Below are 16545 nucleotides of genomic sequence, written 5' to 3'. Positions count from 1 at the left end.
CTCCGGCTGCCGCGGTTGATACCCTCGAGCCCGATACGTGCTCAGATGTAGCTACATCAACAACGGTAGGGATCAGTAGATGAACGAGGCCTCCGCGGATACGCCGGTCGCAAATGACACGGCTGTGCTTGACGAGGTAATGGTCGAGCATCCACACGGGGATCGATTTCTGGTCCAGCGTGGCATCTTCCGATCGATGTCCCCCAAGGTGCCAGAGGCAATGTATGTCGTTACCAAGGGAGATGCGATCGTCGATCGGCATTCTCTGACATTGGGCGAAGCGGCGACCGCGAGCACCAACACGTATTTCGGACGATTTGCTGCCAGTTTCTGGCAGCGGTGGACGCGTGTGAGTTCGGTGCGGATTCAGCTGAGCTACGTCGGCGACGGTGGGCTCGACGTCAGCCTGCATGCATCGGATGTGCGCGGACGCAAGAGGACGATTTCACTTCACTCGGTCGCCGGATCTGGTGAACTCGCGATCGACGCGCCGCTCGCTCATTTCGTCGACGGCGGGGCGATGTGGTTGGAATTCGTCGCGACCAAAGGTTCAGCTGTCGTTTCCGGCGTGTCATGGACTGTCTCGGCCCCAGAGTTCATACGCCCGGCGGCTGTTGTCATCTGCACTTTCAATCGCGCCGACGACTGTGTCGAAACCGTTGCAACCATGGCGTCCGATGCGGGTGCGATGACCGGTATCGACGCCGTCTGTGTGGTCGATCAGGGCACGGATCAGGTTCAATCCAGGGATCGTTTCAAGACTGTCGCGCATGATCTCGGCAAGAAGTTGATCTATCTGACACAGCCGAATCTTGGTGGCGCGGGCGGTTTCTCGCGTGGAATGCTCGAAATCACTTCCTCGTCAGGTTCTGAGCACGCCAACGTCATCCTCATGGACGACGACATTCTCTGCGAGCCCGAATCGGTGCTCAGGATGAATGCATTCGCAAACATGACGGTCGAGCCGGCAATCGTCGGGGCTCAGATGTTGTCACTGAACAATCCGACCATGTTGCATGTCAGTGCGGAGCGAGAGGTTCTCGACGAGCTCAAGGCCGGGGTCCTGACTCCTGGCGCGATGATGGGCGTCGACCTGTTGAAGAAGAAGCAGGAGATGCGCTTCGACGCGGGCTGGAATGGTTGGTGGACTTGCCTGCTGCCGGCCGAGATCATCTCCGAGCTGGGCTTGCCGATACCCCTTTTCTTCCAGTGGGATGACATCGAGTACGGAATCCGAGCGCGCTTCGCCGGCCACCCGACGATTACTCTGCCCAATGCCGGTGTCTGGCACGCGGATTTCCATCTGAAGGATTACGACGACTGGTCCCGGTACTTCAGCATTCGAAATGGGTTGATCGTTTCTTCGATCTACGGCCCGTTCGACGGTAAGGTGATCTCGAAGTTCTTGTTACGCAAGATCACTCAGCTCATCGTGGGAATGCAGTACGGGTTGGCGGCAACATTCGTCAAGGCGGCTGAGGATTTCCTGCAGGGGCCTGACTTCCTCAACGACGGCGGGCAGTCTGCTCTTGTCGACGTTCGCGCTCTACGTAATGAATACCCTGAGACGAAAATGCAGCCGGCCTCGGCAGTCGGTGCGGAGGCCGATCCACATACGCAGATGACGGTGTGGGAGTTCGAGCCCGACGAGAACCGCGAGGGTCTGGTGCTTCTCAAGCGTGTAGTTCAACAGTGGACTGGGCGTGTCGACCGTCGACCGGTAACGGTTCCTGCGATCTTCGGCGACTGGTGGCATGTGTCATTGTTCGAAAATGCAGCTGTCACGGACGCGTCGCAGAACGGCGTCCGCGTCCGTCGGCGCAACAAGAAGCAGGCCACCGAGTTGGCCAAGCGAGCGGCCAAAGTCTGTTGGGAGCTGCGCAAGCGAGCACCTGAGATGAAGAAGGCGTACTCGGACGCCATGCCGCGCCTCACGAGCGCCGAGAACTGGACGCGCTTGTACGGAAACAAGATCGGATAGCTTGTGGCCCTCCCGCTGGGGCAGAGGTTGGCCCAGTGGCGCTTGCCGGCTCTACTGGGGCTCACGGCCACCGTCGTGGGTGGCGCGTGGTCCGGTCGTCCGTCGTTCTGGTGGGACGAAGCGGCGACGGTCTCGATGGCAGACCGATCGCTGCGTTCGACGCTGGCAACCCTCGGACACGTGGATGCGGTCCATGGGCTCTATTACGTGCTGATCCACGGGTGGTTTCAGGTTTTCGGGTTATCGGAATTCTCTGCGCGAGCACCGAGTGCGCTGGCAGTCGGAATCGCGACGGCAGCGTTGGTAGCGCTGGCGCGGATGTTCGGGGGTACCAGACTCGGCGTTATCGTCGGCGTCACTTTCATGGTGTTTCCCCGAGTTACCTGGGCAGCCACCGAGGCACGCTCGTATGCAATGGTGTTGGCATTGTCCACGGTCACAATGCTGGTGCTCGTGTGTTCGCTACGAACGTCGAAGCGAGCGTGGTGGATCCTGTACGGCGTGTTGGCTGCTGTCTCTGTAGCGCTGTTTCTCTACAGCGCCGCGCTGCTACTGGTGCACGCTGTCATCGTGGTGTTCGGGGCCAAGGTGATTCCGGACGCCGATTCGAAGCGGAGTCGCCTCAACGGGTTGTGTTTTGTCGGTGCTTCCGCGTCTGCGGTCCTGCTTGTGTCCCCGCTGATCGCCCTGTCACTCGGACAATCGAGGCAAGTCAGTTGGATACCACCTTTGGATCGGCACATTTTCACGACGATCGCCGTTGACCAATGGTTCCTTTCGAGTCCGTTGTTTGCTGTCGCAGCGGGGATCATCGTGCTCTCAGGGACTGCGGGCTATTTCTTCGCACCCAGTCGGTGGACTGTCGGGGATCGCGGTGCGTCGACTGTCGCACTGGTGTGGATTTTGGTCCCGATGGCGCTGTTTCTCGTCTATTCGTTCGTCCTGGGAAACATCTACATCGATCGGTACGTCATATTCACTGCGCCGGGTGTGGCCTTGCTGCTGGGTGTCATGATCAGCCGCCTGGCGTCGAGCTGGGTCCTGGCCTCGGCGGCGGTGATACTTCTTGCTGCGGCGTCTCTGCCTGCGTACGTCGGCCAGCGAGAGCCGTGGGGAAAATCGGGTGGGATGGACTACAGCACGGCTGCGGACTTTCTGAAAGCCAATGCGAATGCGGGCGATTGCGTCGCGTTCCAGCCGGTGGTGTCCTGGGCGCCGAGTTCGTTGCATGCTGTCGCCGAGGTGCGGCCTGACTCGATCGAAGGTTTGCGAGATGTCGGCCTCGAGCATGATGCGAACTCGATCGACGAGCTGTGGGATTCCGAATATTCAGTGGACGAGACGGCCGAACGGGCACAGAGCTGCCAGACCGTGTGGGTCGTCACCGACGGTGAGCGTCAGAGCTATGAGGCACTGCTTCATACGGCCAATGTCGTGTGGAATTTCGAGCCATTCCATTTCATCGACACGGAACTGTTCACGCAACTTTCAGCGCGAGGGTTCGTTGTCGAAACAGCGACACCGCTGCACCACCTACAGATCGTGCGGATGGTTCCTTCCACACGCAGGTGACTACACCCAGTACGCGACGCGTGAACGGTAGTTGCGCATGGCCAGAAGTGCCAGGCCCCACCCGACGACGGTGACGGCGAGCACGATGACCCAGTGGTATAGCTGCTGGTCCCCGCCCAGGAGTGGCGTTCGCACGATGTCGAGGAAGTGATACAGGGGATTGAGCTCCGCGATTCGTGCTCGTTCAGCGTTGGCTGTTCCTTGCAGTGACTTCTCGGTCCAGATGATGGGAGTCATGAAGAACAAGAGTTGAACGACGCTCGCGAGCAACGGGCCGATGTCACGGTACCGAGTGGAGAGGATGCCGAAAACCAGGGAAACCCACACGGCGTTGATCGCGATCAACGCCAAAGCGGGGATGAACGAAAGATCCGTCCAGGACAGCTGTTTCGGGAACACGATCAAAATGACGATGTAGATCACGAAGTTGTGGGCGAAGAGAATCAACTGGCGCCAGACCAGCCGATACACGTGAACGCTCAACGGCGTGGGTAGCTGTTTGATCAGTCCCTCGTTGGAAATAAAGACTTCGGCGCCCTCGAGGATGGCACCGGAGATCATGTTCCACACGATGAAGCCAAGAGTGACGTACGGGAGGAACTCTGCGACGTCCAGATTGAACAATGACGAGTAGAGGATGCCCATCGCGACTGCAGTGGTGCCAGTGGCGATAGTGATCCAGAACGGTCCGAGGATAGATCGTCGGTAGCGCTGCTTGATGTCCTGCCACCCGAGATGGAACCACAGTTCTCGATGGCCGAGACCCTCGCGCAGATCCTGGATTGCTCGGGCGAACGTGCGGGACGCCGGCGCTATGGGGGCCTTGTCGGCAAGGGTTGGGGCAGACACAGCCGCCAAGCCTACTCGGTCGCCGATCGGGCCCGATCAGATGCGAGAGAAGCGTTCGGATCTACCCAGCTTGCGTAACCTCATCCACTCGCGTAGTCCGGAGACGTCACGCCTGGTGATGAGGAAGTACCAACCGAATCGCACCCATTCCTGTGGAAGGAGCCGTCGCATCCCGGGTTGCGAGAGTAAATAGCCACGGTTGCGATAGGTGTAGAAACGCTTGGTCTCGTTGTCCGGGTACTGCGTGTGCATGCGGCCGCCGAGAATGGGTTTGAATTCGTCGGCGCCGTCAGGGTGCAGGTAAGCAGTCTGTAAGCAGGTGCCGAACCGAAGTCCGGAACGGATCAGTCGGCGATGGACCTCGACCTCGTCGCCACGGACGAAGAGCCGCAAATCGGGAACGCCAACGGTCTCGATCGCTTCCGCGGTGAACAGCGCACCGTTGAAGAGGGACGCGATTCCTGGGAGAAGATCACCTTCACCCAGCTCGCTACGTCGTCGACGCCATTCGACCCCACGGCGTAGCGGGAAGGCCAGCTTGTCGGGTTCGGAGATGTCGCACACGACGGGAGATACTTCCGCCAGGTTGTGACGAATTGCGCAATCGAGAAGCGTCGAGAGTACCTCGGGCCCCTCGGGGCGGCCGTCGTCGTCGGCCAGCCAGATTCGGTCTGCACCGAGTGACAATGCCAGCAACATTCCGAGGGCGAAACCCCCGGCGCCGCCGAGATTGTGTGCCGATCCGATGTACGTCGTGGGGATCGAGCAGTCGTCCACGAGCGTGCGGACATCGGATTCGTCCGCGTTGTCGACGACGACGAGGTGGTCGAGTGGGCGCGTCTGGGTTGTGAGTACTTTCAAGGATGAAGCGAGAAGTTCACGACGCCGATGGGTGACGACGACGCCGATTATCCGCTCAGGCATCGTCCGAGCTCGTTTCGGCAATCGCCGACGCCGCGGCGTCTTCGCGTTCCATTTCGCGAATCACATGAGCGACGTGGTCGCCGGCATCGTTGCCCTCGTACGCTCGGACGATTTCTTCGATTCCACCGGACTGTCTGACCGTTCCGTGATCGATCCACATCGCGCGGTCGCACAGTTGCGCCAGAAATTCGTTCGAGTGGCTCGCGAAAACCAAGATTCCAGATCGTTTGACGAGGTCTTGGAGACGGGTTCGCGCCTTCTTCATGAATTCTGCGTCGACGGCACCGATGCCTTCGTCGAGGAGCAGGATCTCCGGATCGATGCTGGTCACCACACCGAGTGCCACTCGGACCCGCATTCCGGTCGAGTAGGTGCGAAGCGGCATCGAGAGGTAGTCGCCCAACTCGGTGAAGTCTGCGATCTCATCCATTTTCGCGAGCATCTGTTTACGGGTCATTCCGAGGAACATTCCGCGGATGATGATGTTCTCGTATCCCGAGATCTCGGGATCCATACCCACCCCAAGATCGAAGACAGGGGCTACGCGTCCACGAATTGCGGCTGATCCGCGAGTCGGCTCGTAGATCCCGGACAACAGTCGGAGCAAAGTGGATTTGCCTGCACCGTTGTGGCCGACGAGTCCGATTCGGTCGCCTTCCTTCAAGGACAACGTCACGTCCCGCAAAGCTTCGACGACAACGACGTCGGAATCGTTTCGTCCGATTGCGCCGCCTGCACGACCGAGGAACGCCTTTTTCAGCGAACGCGATTTCGCGTCGAAGATCGGGAAGTCGACACACGCTCCGCGTGTTTCGATGCTGACGTTCTCGGTCATTCTGCTCCTTGCATCCGGTGGAGCGCCTGGTTGGGCGGGCTCCCCGGTTCGGCGTCGCCGGGATTGAATCCGCTCAGTTCGCGGAGTCGGGCACGAGCACCGAGCCTACCGGGGCGCAACACCGTGAAGACTTCAGCTGGGGACGCAGCGCTGCTCCTTACAGATACTGGCCGGTTCCTGGGCTCTGTTGGTCCGGATGCGCAGGCGAATGCGGAGCCCCGATGCTCATGCCGGGAGGCAGTGCGCCCTGACGCATTTGTTCGAGCTGAGCGCGCGCTGCCATCTGCTGGGCGAACAGTGCGGTTTGAATTCCGTGGAACAGTCCTTCGAGCCAGCCGACGAGTTGGGCCTGCGCGATTCGCAGTTCGGCGTCGGAGGGAATGGAGTCGTCGGTGAACGGGAGGCTCAGTCGCTCGAGTTCTTCACGGAGTTCGGGTGCCAGGCCCTGTTCCAGTTCTCGGATGGACGAGGTGTGGATGTCCTTGAGGCGCTTGCGGCTGGCGTCGTCGAGCGGCGCGGCGCGCACTTCCTCCAAGAGTTGTTTGATCATCGTGCCGATTCGCATGACCTTGGCCGGCTGCTCGACCATCTCGGCGACGGACTCGGCTTCGGATTCCGCGCCTTCGGTGGTGCCGGAGGTGGAGGCCTCTGCCTCGGCCGCCGGCATCGCGACGGGTCGACCGTCGGGTCCGATAACGAGTACCTGCTCTTTGTCGGGGTTCGTCATGCTTCCATCTTGTCGTGTGTGGGCGACAAACGCCGCGTAACCCCCAAAAAGTTAGCTATCGAATAACTGTACTGACGGGTAATTGGGTGACTGCCTTCGACTAAGCGGGCGTCTGCACCTAGAGTGTCGAGCATGGCTTACGACGTTGCCCGCGTACGGGGGTTGATTCCCTCACTCGGTGACGGCTGGATCCACCTCGATCCGCAGGCCGGAATGCAGATCCCGGACGCCGTCTCGCGGACGGTCTCCACCGCGTTCCGTGCCTCTGCGTCTTCTTCCTCCGGTCGCCACGTCTCGAACCGTCGTAGTGCTGCCATTCTCGAGAGTGCGCGCACCGCGGTCGCCGATCTGGTCGGCGGAGATCCTGCGGGAGTCGTTCTCGGATCAGACCGAGCGGTGTTGTTGGCTTGGCTCGCCGAGTCGCTGAGTTCGCGGTTGGGCCTCGGAACCGGTCTCGTGCTCTCGCGCCTCGACGAAGAGGCCAACGTCGCGCCCTGGCTTCGTGTGGCCAGTCGCTACGGCGCCCAGGTTCGATGGGCCGAGGTCGAAATTGAAACGTGTGAGCTCCCGAGTTGGCAGTTCAACGATCTCATCACCTCGACCACTCGCTTGGTGGCCTTGACGGCCGCATCACCGGTCGTCGGTTCGGCTCCGAACGTCCGTGCCGCAGCTGATCGTCTGCACGAATTCGGCGGACTGATGGTGGTCGACGCCGTCGGTGCAGCGCCATATGCGCATGTGGACATGGCTGATCTCGGGGCGGACATCGTTGCCGTCAGCGCGCCGTCGTGGGGCGGTCCACAGGTGGGCGCACTCGTCTTCCGCGATCCCGGACTGCTCGACCGAATTCCGGCCGTGTCGCTCAACCCGTACGCGCGTGGCGCCGAGCGACTCGAGGTGGGCGGTCATCAGTTCGCGCTGCTGTCCGGTCTCACGTCGTCGATCGATTTCCTGGCGGGCTTGGACGAATCGGCAACGGGAACCAGGCGTGAGCGCCTCGAAACCTCGATCAGCTCGCTGCAGGACTATCAGGACGGTCTGTTCGATCACCTCATGCGTTCTCTCGCAGCCCTGCCCAACGTGATGGTGATCGGCGGCGCACCCACGCGGGTGCCTACGCTCAGCTTCACGCTCGAGGGGATGGCGGCAGACAAGGTCGCCGCGCACCTGGCCGACAAGCGCATCGCAACGGTCAGCGGTACGCATGGTGGTTCCAGGCTGCTCGACGCACTCGGCGTCAACGACGAAGGCGGCGCGGTCACCGTCGGCCTTGCGCCGTACACGACGCGGTACGAGATCAATCAGCTGGTCGCCGAACTCGGCGCCCTGGGCTGATCGATCCCGCTCGGCTCACTTCACGGTGAGGATGACCTTGCCTACGGTTTCCGGCGAATCCAGCAACTGATGGGCTAATGGCGCCTCGGTGATCGGAAGTTCGGTCGACACGATCGGTTGAACCGATCCATCGGCGATCAACGGCCACAACTTCGCACGGACGTCGGCGACGATGTCCGCTTTACCGCCTGGGCCGGTGAGCGGACGCCCGCGCAGGCCCGTCGACGTGATGTTTCCGCGCTTTCCCATCAGCTTGGCGATGTCGACCTCGCCCTTGCGACCACCCTGCATTCCGATGATCACGACGTGGCCGTCCATGGCGAGTGCGTCGACGTTGCGCCCGAGGTACGACGCTCCCATGTTGTCCAGAACCACGTCGGCGCCGTGGTTGTCGGTGGCTTCGGCGAGTGATGCTACGAAGTCGCTGTCGCGATAGTTGATGAGAATATCCGCGCCCAATTCGCGGCAGCGGTTCAATTTGTCCTCCGAACCCGCGGTAACTGCGACGCGGGCACCGAGGGCTTTGCCGACCTGAATGGCGTGGGTGCCGATTCCGCCGCCACCGCCATGGACGAGGAGGACCTGTCCGCGTCGTAGGCCGCCGCGCATCACGACGTTGGACCACACCGTGCACGCAACTTCCGGCAGAGACGCTGCGACACGGAGATCGACGCCAGCGGGAACCGGGAGAAGTTGTGTTGCCGGGACCGCAACCTTCTCGGCATAGCCACCGCCGGCCAGCAATGCGCAGACTTCGTCGCCGACGGACCAACCGGTGACGTCTTCGCCGAGTTCGGTGATCACACCCGAGCATTCGAGGCCGAGAATGTCACTCGCGCCGGGCGGCGGCGGGTAGAAGCCTTGACGTTGGAGCAGGTCGGCGCGGTTGACTGCGGTCGCGGCGACCTCGACGAGTACGTGCCCGCGAGGTAGTTCAGGATCGGGCTGCTGCGCCCATTTCATGACCTCGGGACCGCCGGGCTGATCGATCGTTATGGCGTACATGGATACGACGCTAGCGAATCTCCCCGCTGACGGGTGTTTTGCCGCTACCGTCGCGGACGTGACTTACTTCGGGAACATGCAGAACGAGATCTATCTGACGGGACTGAGCGGCGCGAAGCCGGCTTTGCCGATGACTGCGGCGGGCTTGGAAGATGCCGCGCGCGAGCAACTCTCACCAGAGGCTTTCGGGTACATCGCCGGTAGCGCGTCGACCGAACGGACCGCGGTGTCGAATCTGCGGGCGTTCGACAAGCATGCGATCGTGCCGCGGATGTTGCGGGGGACTGCGGCGCCCGACGCGCGCGATCTGAGCGTCGAGGTGTTGGGGACGCGGTTGGCTGCACCGATCCTGACGGCTCCGGTGGGCGTGCTCGGCTTGGTCCACGACGACGCCGAGGTTGCGGTCGGTTCGGTCACTGCCGAGTTGGGGATCGGATCGATTCTCTCGACGGCGGCATCCTCAACCATCGAAGACGTAGCGGCGGCCTCCGGCGAGAACTGGTGGTACCAGCTGTACTGGCCGGCCGACGACGAACTTGCGGAGTCGTTTGTCCGTCGGGCGGAGACGGCGGGCGCGAAGGCAATCGTCCTGACTGCCGACACTCCCGGTATGGGTTGGCGTCCAAGGGATCTCGAACTCGGTCACCTCCCGTTCCTGCAGGCGAAGGGTATTGCCAACTATCTGTCGGATCCGGTGTTCCGCGCAAAACTGGCCACGCCTCCCGAGGAGAGTGCAGAAGCCCTGCAGATCGCGGTTCTGACGTGGGTGTCGTTGTTCGGCAATCACGCGGTGCGGATCGCGGATATCGCGAAACTTCGCCAGTGGACGACACTTCCGATCGCGGTGAAGGGAATTGTCCATCCCGACGACGCACGTGAGGCCGTCGCGGCCGGCGCCAACGGCATTGTCGTGAGCAACCATGGTGGGCGTCAGGTCGACGGGTCGATTTCGGCACTCGATGCTCTCGGTCCTGTCGCTGATGCGGTGGGGCATGAGGTGGACATTCTGATGGACTCCGGAATTCGTTGTGGCGCAGACGTAATCAAGGCTCTGGCCTTGGGTGCCGACGCAGTGCTGTACGGGCGGCCGTGGGTGTACGGGTTGGGATTGGCCGGAGCGGACGGAGTGCGTCATGCATTGCGCAGTCTCCTGGCCGACCTGGATCTCACCATGGGGCTGGCGGGGCTGGCATCGGTCGCCGAAATTGACCGTTCGATCCTGATGTCCAATTCGTGACTTTAGGGTGAGTCTTACTGTGACGGGCGGACACAGGTCTAAACTTGGAACCTGTGACAGCTGAAGCGACAACCGAGGAGACCTCGCAGGCGGCGCACGGTGAGACACCGTGGCTGACGCCATGCGAGATGCGTGCATGGCGCGGCTACATGGACGGTAATCAGCGCCTCATGGAGGTTCTCAACCGCGAACTGCAGGATTCACACGACCTGTCGTTGGCCGATTACCGCATTCTGGTCATGCTCTCGGAGTCAGCTGACGGGTCGTTGCGGATGAGTGACCTGGCAGACGGCGTGTTGTCTTCGCGTAGCCGCCTCACGCACCAGATCCGGCGGATGGAATCTCAGGGCATCGTCGTGCGCGACACTTGCGTCGAAGATGGTCGCGGCGTACTTGCGCGGATCACGGAAGAGGGTAGGCGTCGCCTCGCCGAGGCGGCACCTACTCACGTGGCCGGAGTGCGGAACAATCTGGTCGATCTGCTGACTCCCCAGGAACTGGACGTGCTGGCAGACGTCTTCGAGAAGGTCGACAAAGCCATCGGCGAGCGCTGACGTCGGAGCCGTTTTCGCGGTCCGCGGGAACACCCGATAGGATCGCCCACGGAAGCGTGGCAGAGCGGCCGAATGCACTCGCCTTGAAAGCGAGCGTGGCGTTAAACCCACCGGGGGTTCAAATCCCTCCGCTTCCGCCAAAGCAAAGGCTCTGACCTCGGACTTCGGTCCAGGTCAGAGCCTTTACTGTTTTCGGAGTCACACTGCTCGGGTAGTGGGCGTCAGAACCGCACCGCGAACACCACGTGGTGATTCTCTCGGGCCGCGCGCTGGAAAAAGTCCGCCACTTCCTGCAACCAGCCCCAGGCGTACCGGCGCTCGTCGGGACCGTACTCCGGGTTGCGGTCGTCGAGCGGCATCGCGTCGTAGCGCACGCCGAACTCGGATTCGGTGATTTCCGCCAGGTACGAGGAAACTTCGGCGACCCGATCGGGTGCCAGGTAGGTGACGAGTTGGTCGTCGGTGTCGGTGTTGAGGTCTTCGTCCCCCAAGATCACGCCGTAGGCCGGCCAGTTCTCGGACACGCGCTCGTACCCCGTGCTGGAGAGGGCGCACAGGATCGGATCCCACGCCTTGTCCGTGTCGCACGAGAACTCGGATCGGCCCGTCTCCTCGATATCCTCGACCACAGCGCCGAGTTTGTCGTCGTCGCCGCGCGCGTCCAGAAGTTCCGCTGCCACGCTGTCTGACAGCGCGAAATGCACCCCAAGTTCCATGGCGTGATGCTAACGGCCGACCTTGCCGGCGTCCCGCCGTCACTACAAGACGAATCGCCTTAGGTAACGATCCTGCTCTGCCTCCGACCGAAGTTACCCATGGTGGGCCTGCTGTCATACATACTTCATCGGTGATTCCGACAAAACGGACCGGCCTTTCTGTTGTATCGCTGGTGATCCTCGTCGTCGCGGGGTTGCTGGTCGCAGCCCCTGCCAGCAGCGCCGCGCCGCCGCCTGACTGGAAATACACAATGGTGGCGTTCAGCAATGCCAGCGACCGTGACATGGATGTCTACGAGTCGGCCGACGGCACCGGCTTTCAGCTCGTCCAGCAGTCGGCGTACAGGCCGCCATCTGGGCTCGTGCGTGATCCGAGCATCTTCCGGAACACGGACGGGTTGTACTACCTCACCTACACGACGGGTGGTGGGGCGAATATCGGGTTCGCACGCAGCAGCGACCGCATCAACTGGACGCCGCTGGGGAACTATCCGGTTCCGTTTTGCTGCGCCTTGATGCCTGGCACGGGAGACGGCACCGGTTCTGCGAGCCCCCCGGGCTTCTCGGGTTCGGCTGGTTTCAGCGACGGACCGTCGCTGTCACCATTCGTCACCAAGGCCTGGGCGCCTGAATGGTTTGTGGACGGCGATCGCGTCAACGTCATCCTGTCGATGTCGACCGGTGGAGGATTTGTGCCGTATCTGATGACGGCGTTGGAACCGTCGCTCCGGTTGTGGAGCCCGCCTGTTCCGCTCGCCGGGATCGGTGCGGACCACATCGACACCACCGTGGTCAAAGTCGGATCGACCTATCATGCGTTCACCAAGAACGAGACGAGGAAGGTCGTCGAGCATGCGGTCGCTCCTTCGGTGACGGGACCTTATTCGTTTGTCCCGCCCGGGAATTGGGGTTCGCTTGTCGAAGGTCCGGCCGTGGTTCAGTTGCCGAGCGGCGACTGGCGGATCTATCTCGACGCCTATACCGAAGGAAAGTATCTCTACTCCGACAGCACGGACGGGCTGAACACCTGGTCGCCTGTGCAAGAGGTTCCTGGGGTGTCCGGGACTGCACGGCATCTCGGCATCATGAGAGAACCGGCATAACTTTCGACTCCGAGTTGGTAGGGCTCTGATCAAGGACTGCGGTCTTGGTCAGAGCCCTTTCTCGTACATGCGTACTACTTCTGCGCGTCGTCTGCACGTATCAGTGATTGACAAGCTAACGGTGCGACGCAAGTGGGTCTTGCGAGTTCGCGCCGACCACGAAGTGAACATCTCCGCGTGAACCATGCAGAGTTGCGCTCCTAGGCCCCGCTCAGGTGTCTTGATTGCGATCGATTGCCAAGTAGTGCCTGTTGGTTGCACATTCAAGTACGTGCACTGGCTGGATGTCCGCACTTTCGGCCTTCAAATGCCCTGAGGCCCACGAAACGTGGGTTCAGTTCGGTTTGCCACACCGTTTCTGAGGGTTCTTCTTACCTTCAAACCGTGACCTTGCTCATAGTGGGACCTAGGTCCTTTTTGCTGATGATAAGCCTGTCGATATATATCTGTTACCGAAAGTTCACCCTAAATCCAAGATGGCGGAGTCGGCGCGCTGGCGGGCAAACAGGACGATTGGTACCGTCCGGTAACCAATTCAGTTAGTTGTCGGCTACCGCTCTGGTTGCTGTGTCACGTGGAGGAGCAGTTCATGTCGCTCGAATCGCAAAACGGCCTATCCCATCGTCGATCGAGGGTCGCAGTGGGGCTCGCGACGTGTGCGGTTGCCGCGCTGTCGTCTGGTGTGGTCTTCGCAGGGAGTGCATCGGCAACGCCGACGGCGTTGGCGGACAAATTCGCGAGCACTGTCACCGATGACGGTTGGTCGTTGGATCTTGCCGCCACGAAACTGTCGGCGAACCCGGTGCCGAATCTGGCGACGACGGCGTTCACCCGTGAGGGGTTCGTGTCGGCGAAGGTGACCGGCACGATCGGTGGTCAGGGCGATTCGGCAGTGAAGACCGGTTATGTCGAGCAGGGATTGCAGATCGGCTGCCAGATCGATGTTTCCTCCGGACTTGGCTTGGGGCTTGGTTTTTCGCTCGGCCCGTCTGTCGGTGTGAGTATTTCGGGTGTCCCGTCGGCGAACGTGGGTGTGAATGCGTCGGTGAATCCGAGTATTCAGTCGACGATTGCGCCGGGCACGATCACGACGATTCCGTTGGGGAAGAAGGATCTCGAGTCGTCGAAGGCGTCGATCACGGCAGAGAACGTGCACGTGAAGGTTGATGCGTGCATGGGGCCGGTGACGATCCGCTCGTACGCACAACTGTCGGTGTCGACGGCGACGTCCGACAACACGTTGTTCGTGTACTCCGATCCCGCCTGGCTCTGACCCTCGCAGACTTCGCCGGCGCTGCTGGCGAGTAATTCCTGATCCGTCCCGTCCCGGGGTGGTTACTCATCACGCTCACAAAGGAGAAATCATGAAGATTCGTACCTTGGCCACTGCCGGAACCCTCAGCGCAGGTATCGCCCTGATCGGTGTTCTCGGCGCCGGCGTGGCATCTGCTGCAACTCCGATCGTCGAACCTGAGCAGGGTCGGATCGGTCTGTCGCTCTCGAATGCGGAAACCGCGGCGTTGGCGGCGAGCCCGATCCCGGACGCCATCTCCGACATCGTTCCAGGCTCGCAGCGGTGGATTGAGCTCGCACCGGGCTCGGCGCTCACCGTCGGCCCCGATGGCAAGCTCAGCGCCCCCGACCGCGTAGTGATCGGCGAAGCCGCTGCACATGCTGGTGGCTACGTCGATGTCTACCTGGCTGATCCGAACAACCCGGCCAACGCCGGGTACGTCACCCTGGCCTACCAGTACTGGAACTGATACCGCGCCCAGTACCGGCGACTCGTTGTCCCCGCTCTCCCTTCCTGTTTGGAGTTCCAGCCATGACCGTCAACAACGCCGAACGTCGCAGTGTGCAAACGGAACCCGCTGCCGTCGACAGCAAAGACGTTGCAGACGTTGATGACTGGGATCCGGACAGCGAACTCAGTCCACTTTCCAAGGCTGTGATCGCCACCGCAGTCGGACTGGGGTTGCTGATCGCGGCATTCGCGGTGATCGGGAAGCTCGCCGGCTGGGCGAACGACTACGGGACGATCCTGGTTTACCTGGCATTCTTCTTGTGGATGTCGATCTCCGGACGGTTGTTCTGGTGGGGCGCAGACAAACTCATCGCGCTACTCCGAACGAAGAAGAGTGACAATCGTGGTGCGCACCGGTGAAGTCCGGTAGACGACTTCGCCGGACTCTCGCGGGAGTGCTTGCCGCCGGGGCGCTGTTGACCGGAGCGGCCGGAGTGATCGGTGCGGGAATCGCACTCTCCGCCGCTCCGGCGAACGCGACGCCGGAAGAAGACTGCGCGGCGGTGCGGGCACGTGATCATCAGATCTACCTGAATCTCATTGCGTCGCTGCCACCTGGTGCGCCCATCCCGCCAGAGATCATCAACCCGTGCCTGAGTGCGCCGTCCACGACGTCGACAGCTGCGCCGACGACCACTGTCGGGCTCCCCGGTGCGCAGGCTCCAGGCGGTGGCCCAAATGTCGGGGCCAATGCTCCGACGAACTTTCCCACCTACAACGGCACCCCCATCGTCCCTGTGCCGACGATCGAGGTTCCGCCCATTACTTCCGAGTCCCCGGCCTCGGAAACTGGTGTCGGTGCATTCCCCAATGCATCGGCATCAGCGGTTCCCTCACCCACACCCACCCCGGGTGAGGGAACCACCACCGATCGCGGTCCAGGACCGATCCCCGCGGATTCGGATTCGGATTCGAATATCGCACCGGCCCAAACGGTTCCGGATCCGGCAGCAGATGTTTCCACAACCGGGGAGGACTCGGGCCGTGACAGGTATCTCGAACTGGTCCTCGTCGGGGCCGCGGCGTTCACCGCTGCGGGTATCGGAGTGCGCGGGCGGCCGGGACCTTTCAGCCCCCGCACGCCCGAATCAGTACTCTCCCAGGCGGTCGGGACTGTCGCGTCGCCGTTGACTGCGTACGCACCTGGCGGGCAGTCCTCGTTGCGGGTGTTCGATCCGATCACCGGCGGAAGCCGGTTCTTCTTCCTGATCCACGACGAAACGTCGTCGCACGAATCCGTGATTCCGGTGACGGTGCCGCCCGGCGGTCACATGAGTGTCAACCCCGATGGCACGGTCACCGTCTTCGACGCCGACGGGAATCCGGTCTCGACAATCGATGCCCCGTGGGCGTACGACGCCAACGGCACTCCTGTTCCGACGCATTACGAGATCCGGGACGGGCAACTCGTTCAGGTCGTCGACACCGCCGGTATCGAGAACCTGCTCTACCCGATCCTCGCCGACCCGGAGCTGACACCGGAAGAACGTGCTGCGCTCGAAGCGCAGGCGAACTTCATCGGCCCGATGACCCCGGAGGGCGAACAAGCACGCAGGGACGCACAAAACGTCCTCGCCGCCAACCCCCCCGGAGCCGGCAGATTCAGGCCTCGAGCAGCTCATGCTCGGTGACCCTAACTCCGAGGCCTCCGAACCGCCGATCACCGAAACAGGAACCGGAAACCCTGTCGGCGACGCGATACTCGCCGATCAAACCCAGGAGCCGATCACTTCGAACATCGGCGGGCGGGACTACACCACCGAACCTGCGGACCCGGCAGATTCAGACCTCGGCCAGCTCATGTCCGGTGACCCTAACTCCGAGGTCTCCGAACCGCCGATCACCGAAACAGGAACCGGAAACCCTGTCGGCGACGCGATACTCGCCGATCAAACCCAGGAGC

General features: G+C 61.8%; 17 protein-coding genes and 1 tRNA gene. 12 read left to right on the top strand and 6 right to left on the bottom strand.

Annotation, left to right across the window (positions count from 1 at the left end):
* Positions 1–79 precede the first annotated feature (79 nt).
* Entirely contained in the window at positions 80–1981 is a 1902-nt protein-coding gene (locus R4P70_RS25430; RefSeq protein ID WP_166501646.1) for a glycosyltransferase, read from the top strand.
* Positions 1982–1984: 3 nt separating this feature from the next.
* Entirely contained in the window at positions 1985–3553 is a 1569-nt protein-coding gene (locus tag R4P70_RS25425) for a glycosyltransferase family 39 protein (protein ID WP_317832384.1), read from the top strand.
* On the opposite strand, the gene R4P70_RS25420 is transcribed toward R4P70_RS25425, so the two are convergent.
* The 4 genes from R4P70_RS25420 to R4P70_RS25405 form a co-directional block, all read right to left on the bottom strand.
* Positions 3554–4402 (bottom strand): ABC transporter permease, encoded by an 849-nt coding sequence (locus R4P70_RS25420; RefSeq protein WP_003943943.1) that lies wholly within the window; start codon positions 4400–4402, stop codon positions 3554–3556. It abuts the gene before it with no gap.
* Between the two features lie 36 nt (positions 4403–4438).
* Entirely contained in the window at positions 4439–5326 is an 888-nt protein-coding gene (locus R4P70_RS25415; RefSeq protein WP_166501647.1) for a glycosyltransferase family 2 protein, read from the bottom strand.
* Positions 5319–6161, bottom strand: coding sequence for an ABC transporter ATP-binding protein (locus R4P70_RS25410; protein WP_269577455.1), 843 nt, complete (start codon positions 6159–6161; stop codon positions 5319–5321). The genes R4P70_RS25415 and R4P70_RS25410 overlap by 8 nt, the downstream gene beginning before the upstream one ends.
* Positions 6162–6318: 157 nt before the next feature.
* Entirely contained in the window at positions 6319–6888 is a 570-nt protein-coding gene (locus tag R4P70_RS25405; RefSeq protein WP_003943894.1) for a bacterial proteasome activator family protein, read from the bottom strand.
* A 132-nt stretch (positions 6889–7020) separates the two neighbouring features.
* On the opposite strand from R4P70_RS25405, the gene R4P70_RS25400 reads away from it, so the two are divergent.
* Positions 7021–8223 carry a cysteine desulfurase-like protein gene (locus R4P70_RS25400; protein WP_007731767.1) on the top strand — a complete coding sequence of 401 codons (1203 nt, stop codon included), beginning with the start codon at positions 7021–7023 and terminating at the stop codon, positions 8221–8223.
* A 15-nt stretch (positions 8224–8238) separates the two neighbouring features.
* On the opposite strand, the gene R4P70_RS25395 is transcribed toward R4P70_RS25400, so the two are convergent.
* Entirely contained in the window at positions 8239–9228 is a 990-nt protein-coding gene (locus R4P70_RS25395; RefSeq protein ID WP_007731765.1) for an NAD(P)H-quinone oxidoreductase, read from the bottom strand.
* Here R4P70_RS25395 and R4P70_RS25390 point away from each other — a divergent pair.
* The 3 genes from R4P70_RS25390 (at position 9227) to R4P70_RS25380 (ending at position 11159) form a co-directional block, all read left to right on the top strand.
* Positions 9227–10465 carry a lactate 2-monooxygenase gene (locus tag R4P70_RS25390; protein WP_044480920.1) on the top strand — a complete coding sequence of 413 codons (1239 nt, stop codon included), beginning with the start codon at positions 9227–9229 and terminating at the stop codon, positions 10463–10465. The genes R4P70_RS25395 and R4P70_RS25390 overlap by 2 nt on opposite strands.
* 128 nt (positions 10466–10593) lie before the next feature.
* Positions 10594–11019: a MarR family winged helix-turn-helix transcriptional regulator gene (locus R4P70_RS25385; protein WP_020968140.1), complete on the top strand. Its 426-nt coding sequence runs from the start codon at positions 10594–10596 to the stop codon at positions 11017–11019.
* A 50-nt stretch (positions 11020–11069) separates the two neighbouring features.
* Positions 11070–11159: transfer RNA gene (locus R4P70_RS25380), tRNA-Ser, on the top strand.
* Positions 11160–11240: 81 nt separating this feature from the next.
* On the opposite strand, the gene R4P70_RS25375 is transcribed toward R4P70_RS25380, so the two are convergent.
* The gene (locus tag R4P70_RS25375) at positions 11241–11735 is read right to left on the bottom strand and encodes a DUF1877 family protein (protein WP_070796542.1); all 495 of its coding nucleotides are present in this window, start codon (positions 11733–11735) and stop codon (positions 11241–11243) included.
* 251 nt (positions 11736–11986) lie between these two features.
* Between R4P70_RS25375 and R4P70_RS25370 the strand changes: the two genes are divergently transcribed.
* The 6 genes from R4P70_RS25370 to R4P70_RS25345 all read left to right on the top strand — a co-directional run.
* On the top strand, positions 11987–12838 hold the full coding sequence (locus R4P70_RS25370) for a glycoside hydrolase family 43 protein (RefSeq protein ID WP_003943973.1): 852 nt from the start codon (positions 11987–11989) through the stop codon (positions 12836–12838).
* A gap of 589 nt (positions 12839–13427) precedes the next feature.
* Entirely contained in the window at positions 13428–14111 is a 684-nt protein-coding gene (locus tag R4P70_RS25365; protein WP_029537404.1) for an MspA family porin, read from the top strand.
* Between the two features lie 91 nt (positions 14112–14202).
* Positions 14203–14601 carry a hypothetical protein gene (locus R4P70_RS25360; protein WP_019746452.1) on the top strand — a complete coding sequence of 133 codons (399 nt, stop codon included), beginning with the start codon at positions 14203–14205 and terminating at the stop codon, positions 14599–14601.
* 62 nt (positions 14602–14663) lie between these two features.
* Positions 14664–15002, top strand: a complete 339-nt coding sequence (locus R4P70_RS25355) for a hypothetical protein (protein WP_019746453.1) — start codon at positions 14664–14666, stop codon at positions 15000–15002.
* Entirely contained in the window at positions 14999–16273 is a 1275-nt protein-coding gene (locus R4P70_RS25350; protein ID WP_317832373.1) for a hypothetical protein, read from the top strand. The genes R4P70_RS25355 and R4P70_RS25350 overlap by 4 nt, the downstream gene beginning before the upstream one ends.
* Positions 16263–16545 (top strand): hypothetical protein (locus tag R4P70_RS25345; RefSeq protein WP_317832371.1); only part of this gene is annotated, 283 nt, incomplete at its 3' end. The genes R4P70_RS25350 and R4P70_RS25345, both read left to right, overlap by 11 nt.

The sequence above is a fragment of the Rhodococcus sp. IEGM 1241 genome, from assembly GCF_033142365.1.
In the GTDB taxonomy this organism is placed as follows: Bacteria; Actinomycetota; Actinomycetes; order Mycobacteriales; family Mycobacteriaceae; genus Rhodococcus_F; species Rhodococcus_F erythropolis.
Note: the sequence above shows the minus strand (reverse complement) of the source record. Positions and strands in the feature narration are given on the sequence as shown.

What these genes read in the sequence shown, in the direction of transcription:
- R4P70_RS25400 (WP_007731767.1), top strand. Translation starts at nt 7,021, where the DNA reads ATGGCTTACGACGTTGCCCGCGTACGGGGGTTGATTCCCTCACTCGGT.
- R4P70_RS25385 (WP_020968140.1), top strand. Translation starts at nt 10,594, where the DNA reads ATGCGTGCATGGCGCGGCTACATGGACGGTAATCAGCGCCTCATGGAG.
- R4P70_RS25370 (WP_003943973.1), top strand. Translation starts at nt 11,987, where the DNA reads ATGGTGGCGTTCAGCAATGCCAGCGACCGTGACATGGATGTCTACGAG.
- R4P70_RS25365 (WP_029537404.1), top strand. Translation starts at nt 13,428, where the DNA reads ATGTCGCTCGAATCGCAAAACGGCCTATCCCATCGTCGATCGAGGGTC.
- R4P70_RS25395 (WP_007731765.1), bottom strand. Translation starts at nt 9,228, where the DNA reads ATGTACGCCATAACGATCGATCAGCCCGGCGGTCCCGAGGTCATGAAA.
- R4P70_RS25405 (WP_003943894.1), bottom strand. Translation starts at nt 6,888, where the DNA reads ATGACGAACCCCGACAAAGAGCAGGTACTCGTTATCGGACCCGACGGT.
- R4P70_RS25375 (WP_070796542.1), bottom strand. Translation starts at nt 11,735, where the DNA reads ATGGAACTTGGGGTGCATTTCGCGCTGTCAGACAGCGTGGCAGCGGAA.
- R4P70_RS25410 (WP_269577455.1), bottom strand. Translation starts at nt 6,161, where the DNA reads ATGACCGAGAACGTCAGCATCGAAACACGCGGAGCGTGTGTCGACTTC.
- R4P70_RS25355 (WP_019746453.1), top strand. Translation starts at nt 14,664, where the DNA reads ATGACCGTCAACAACGCCGAACGTCGCAGTGTGCAAACGGAACCCGCT.
- R4P70_RS25390 (WP_044480920.1), top strand. Translation starts at nt 9,227, where the DNA reads ATGGATACGACGCTAGCGAATCTCCCCGCTGACGGGTGTTTTGCCGCT.
- R4P70_RS25430 (WP_166501646.1), top strand. Translation starts at nt 80, where the DNA reads ATGAACGAGGCCTCCGCGGATACGCCGGTCGCAAATGACACGGCTGTG.
- R4P70_RS25415 (WP_166501647.1), bottom strand. Translation starts at nt 5,326, where the DNA reads ATGCCTGAGCGGATAATCGGCGTCGTCGTCACCCATCGGCGTCGTGAA.
- R4P70_RS25360 (WP_019746452.1), top strand. Translation starts at nt 14,203, where the DNA reads ATGAAGATTCGTACCTTGGCCACTGCCGGAACCCTCAGCGCAGGTATC.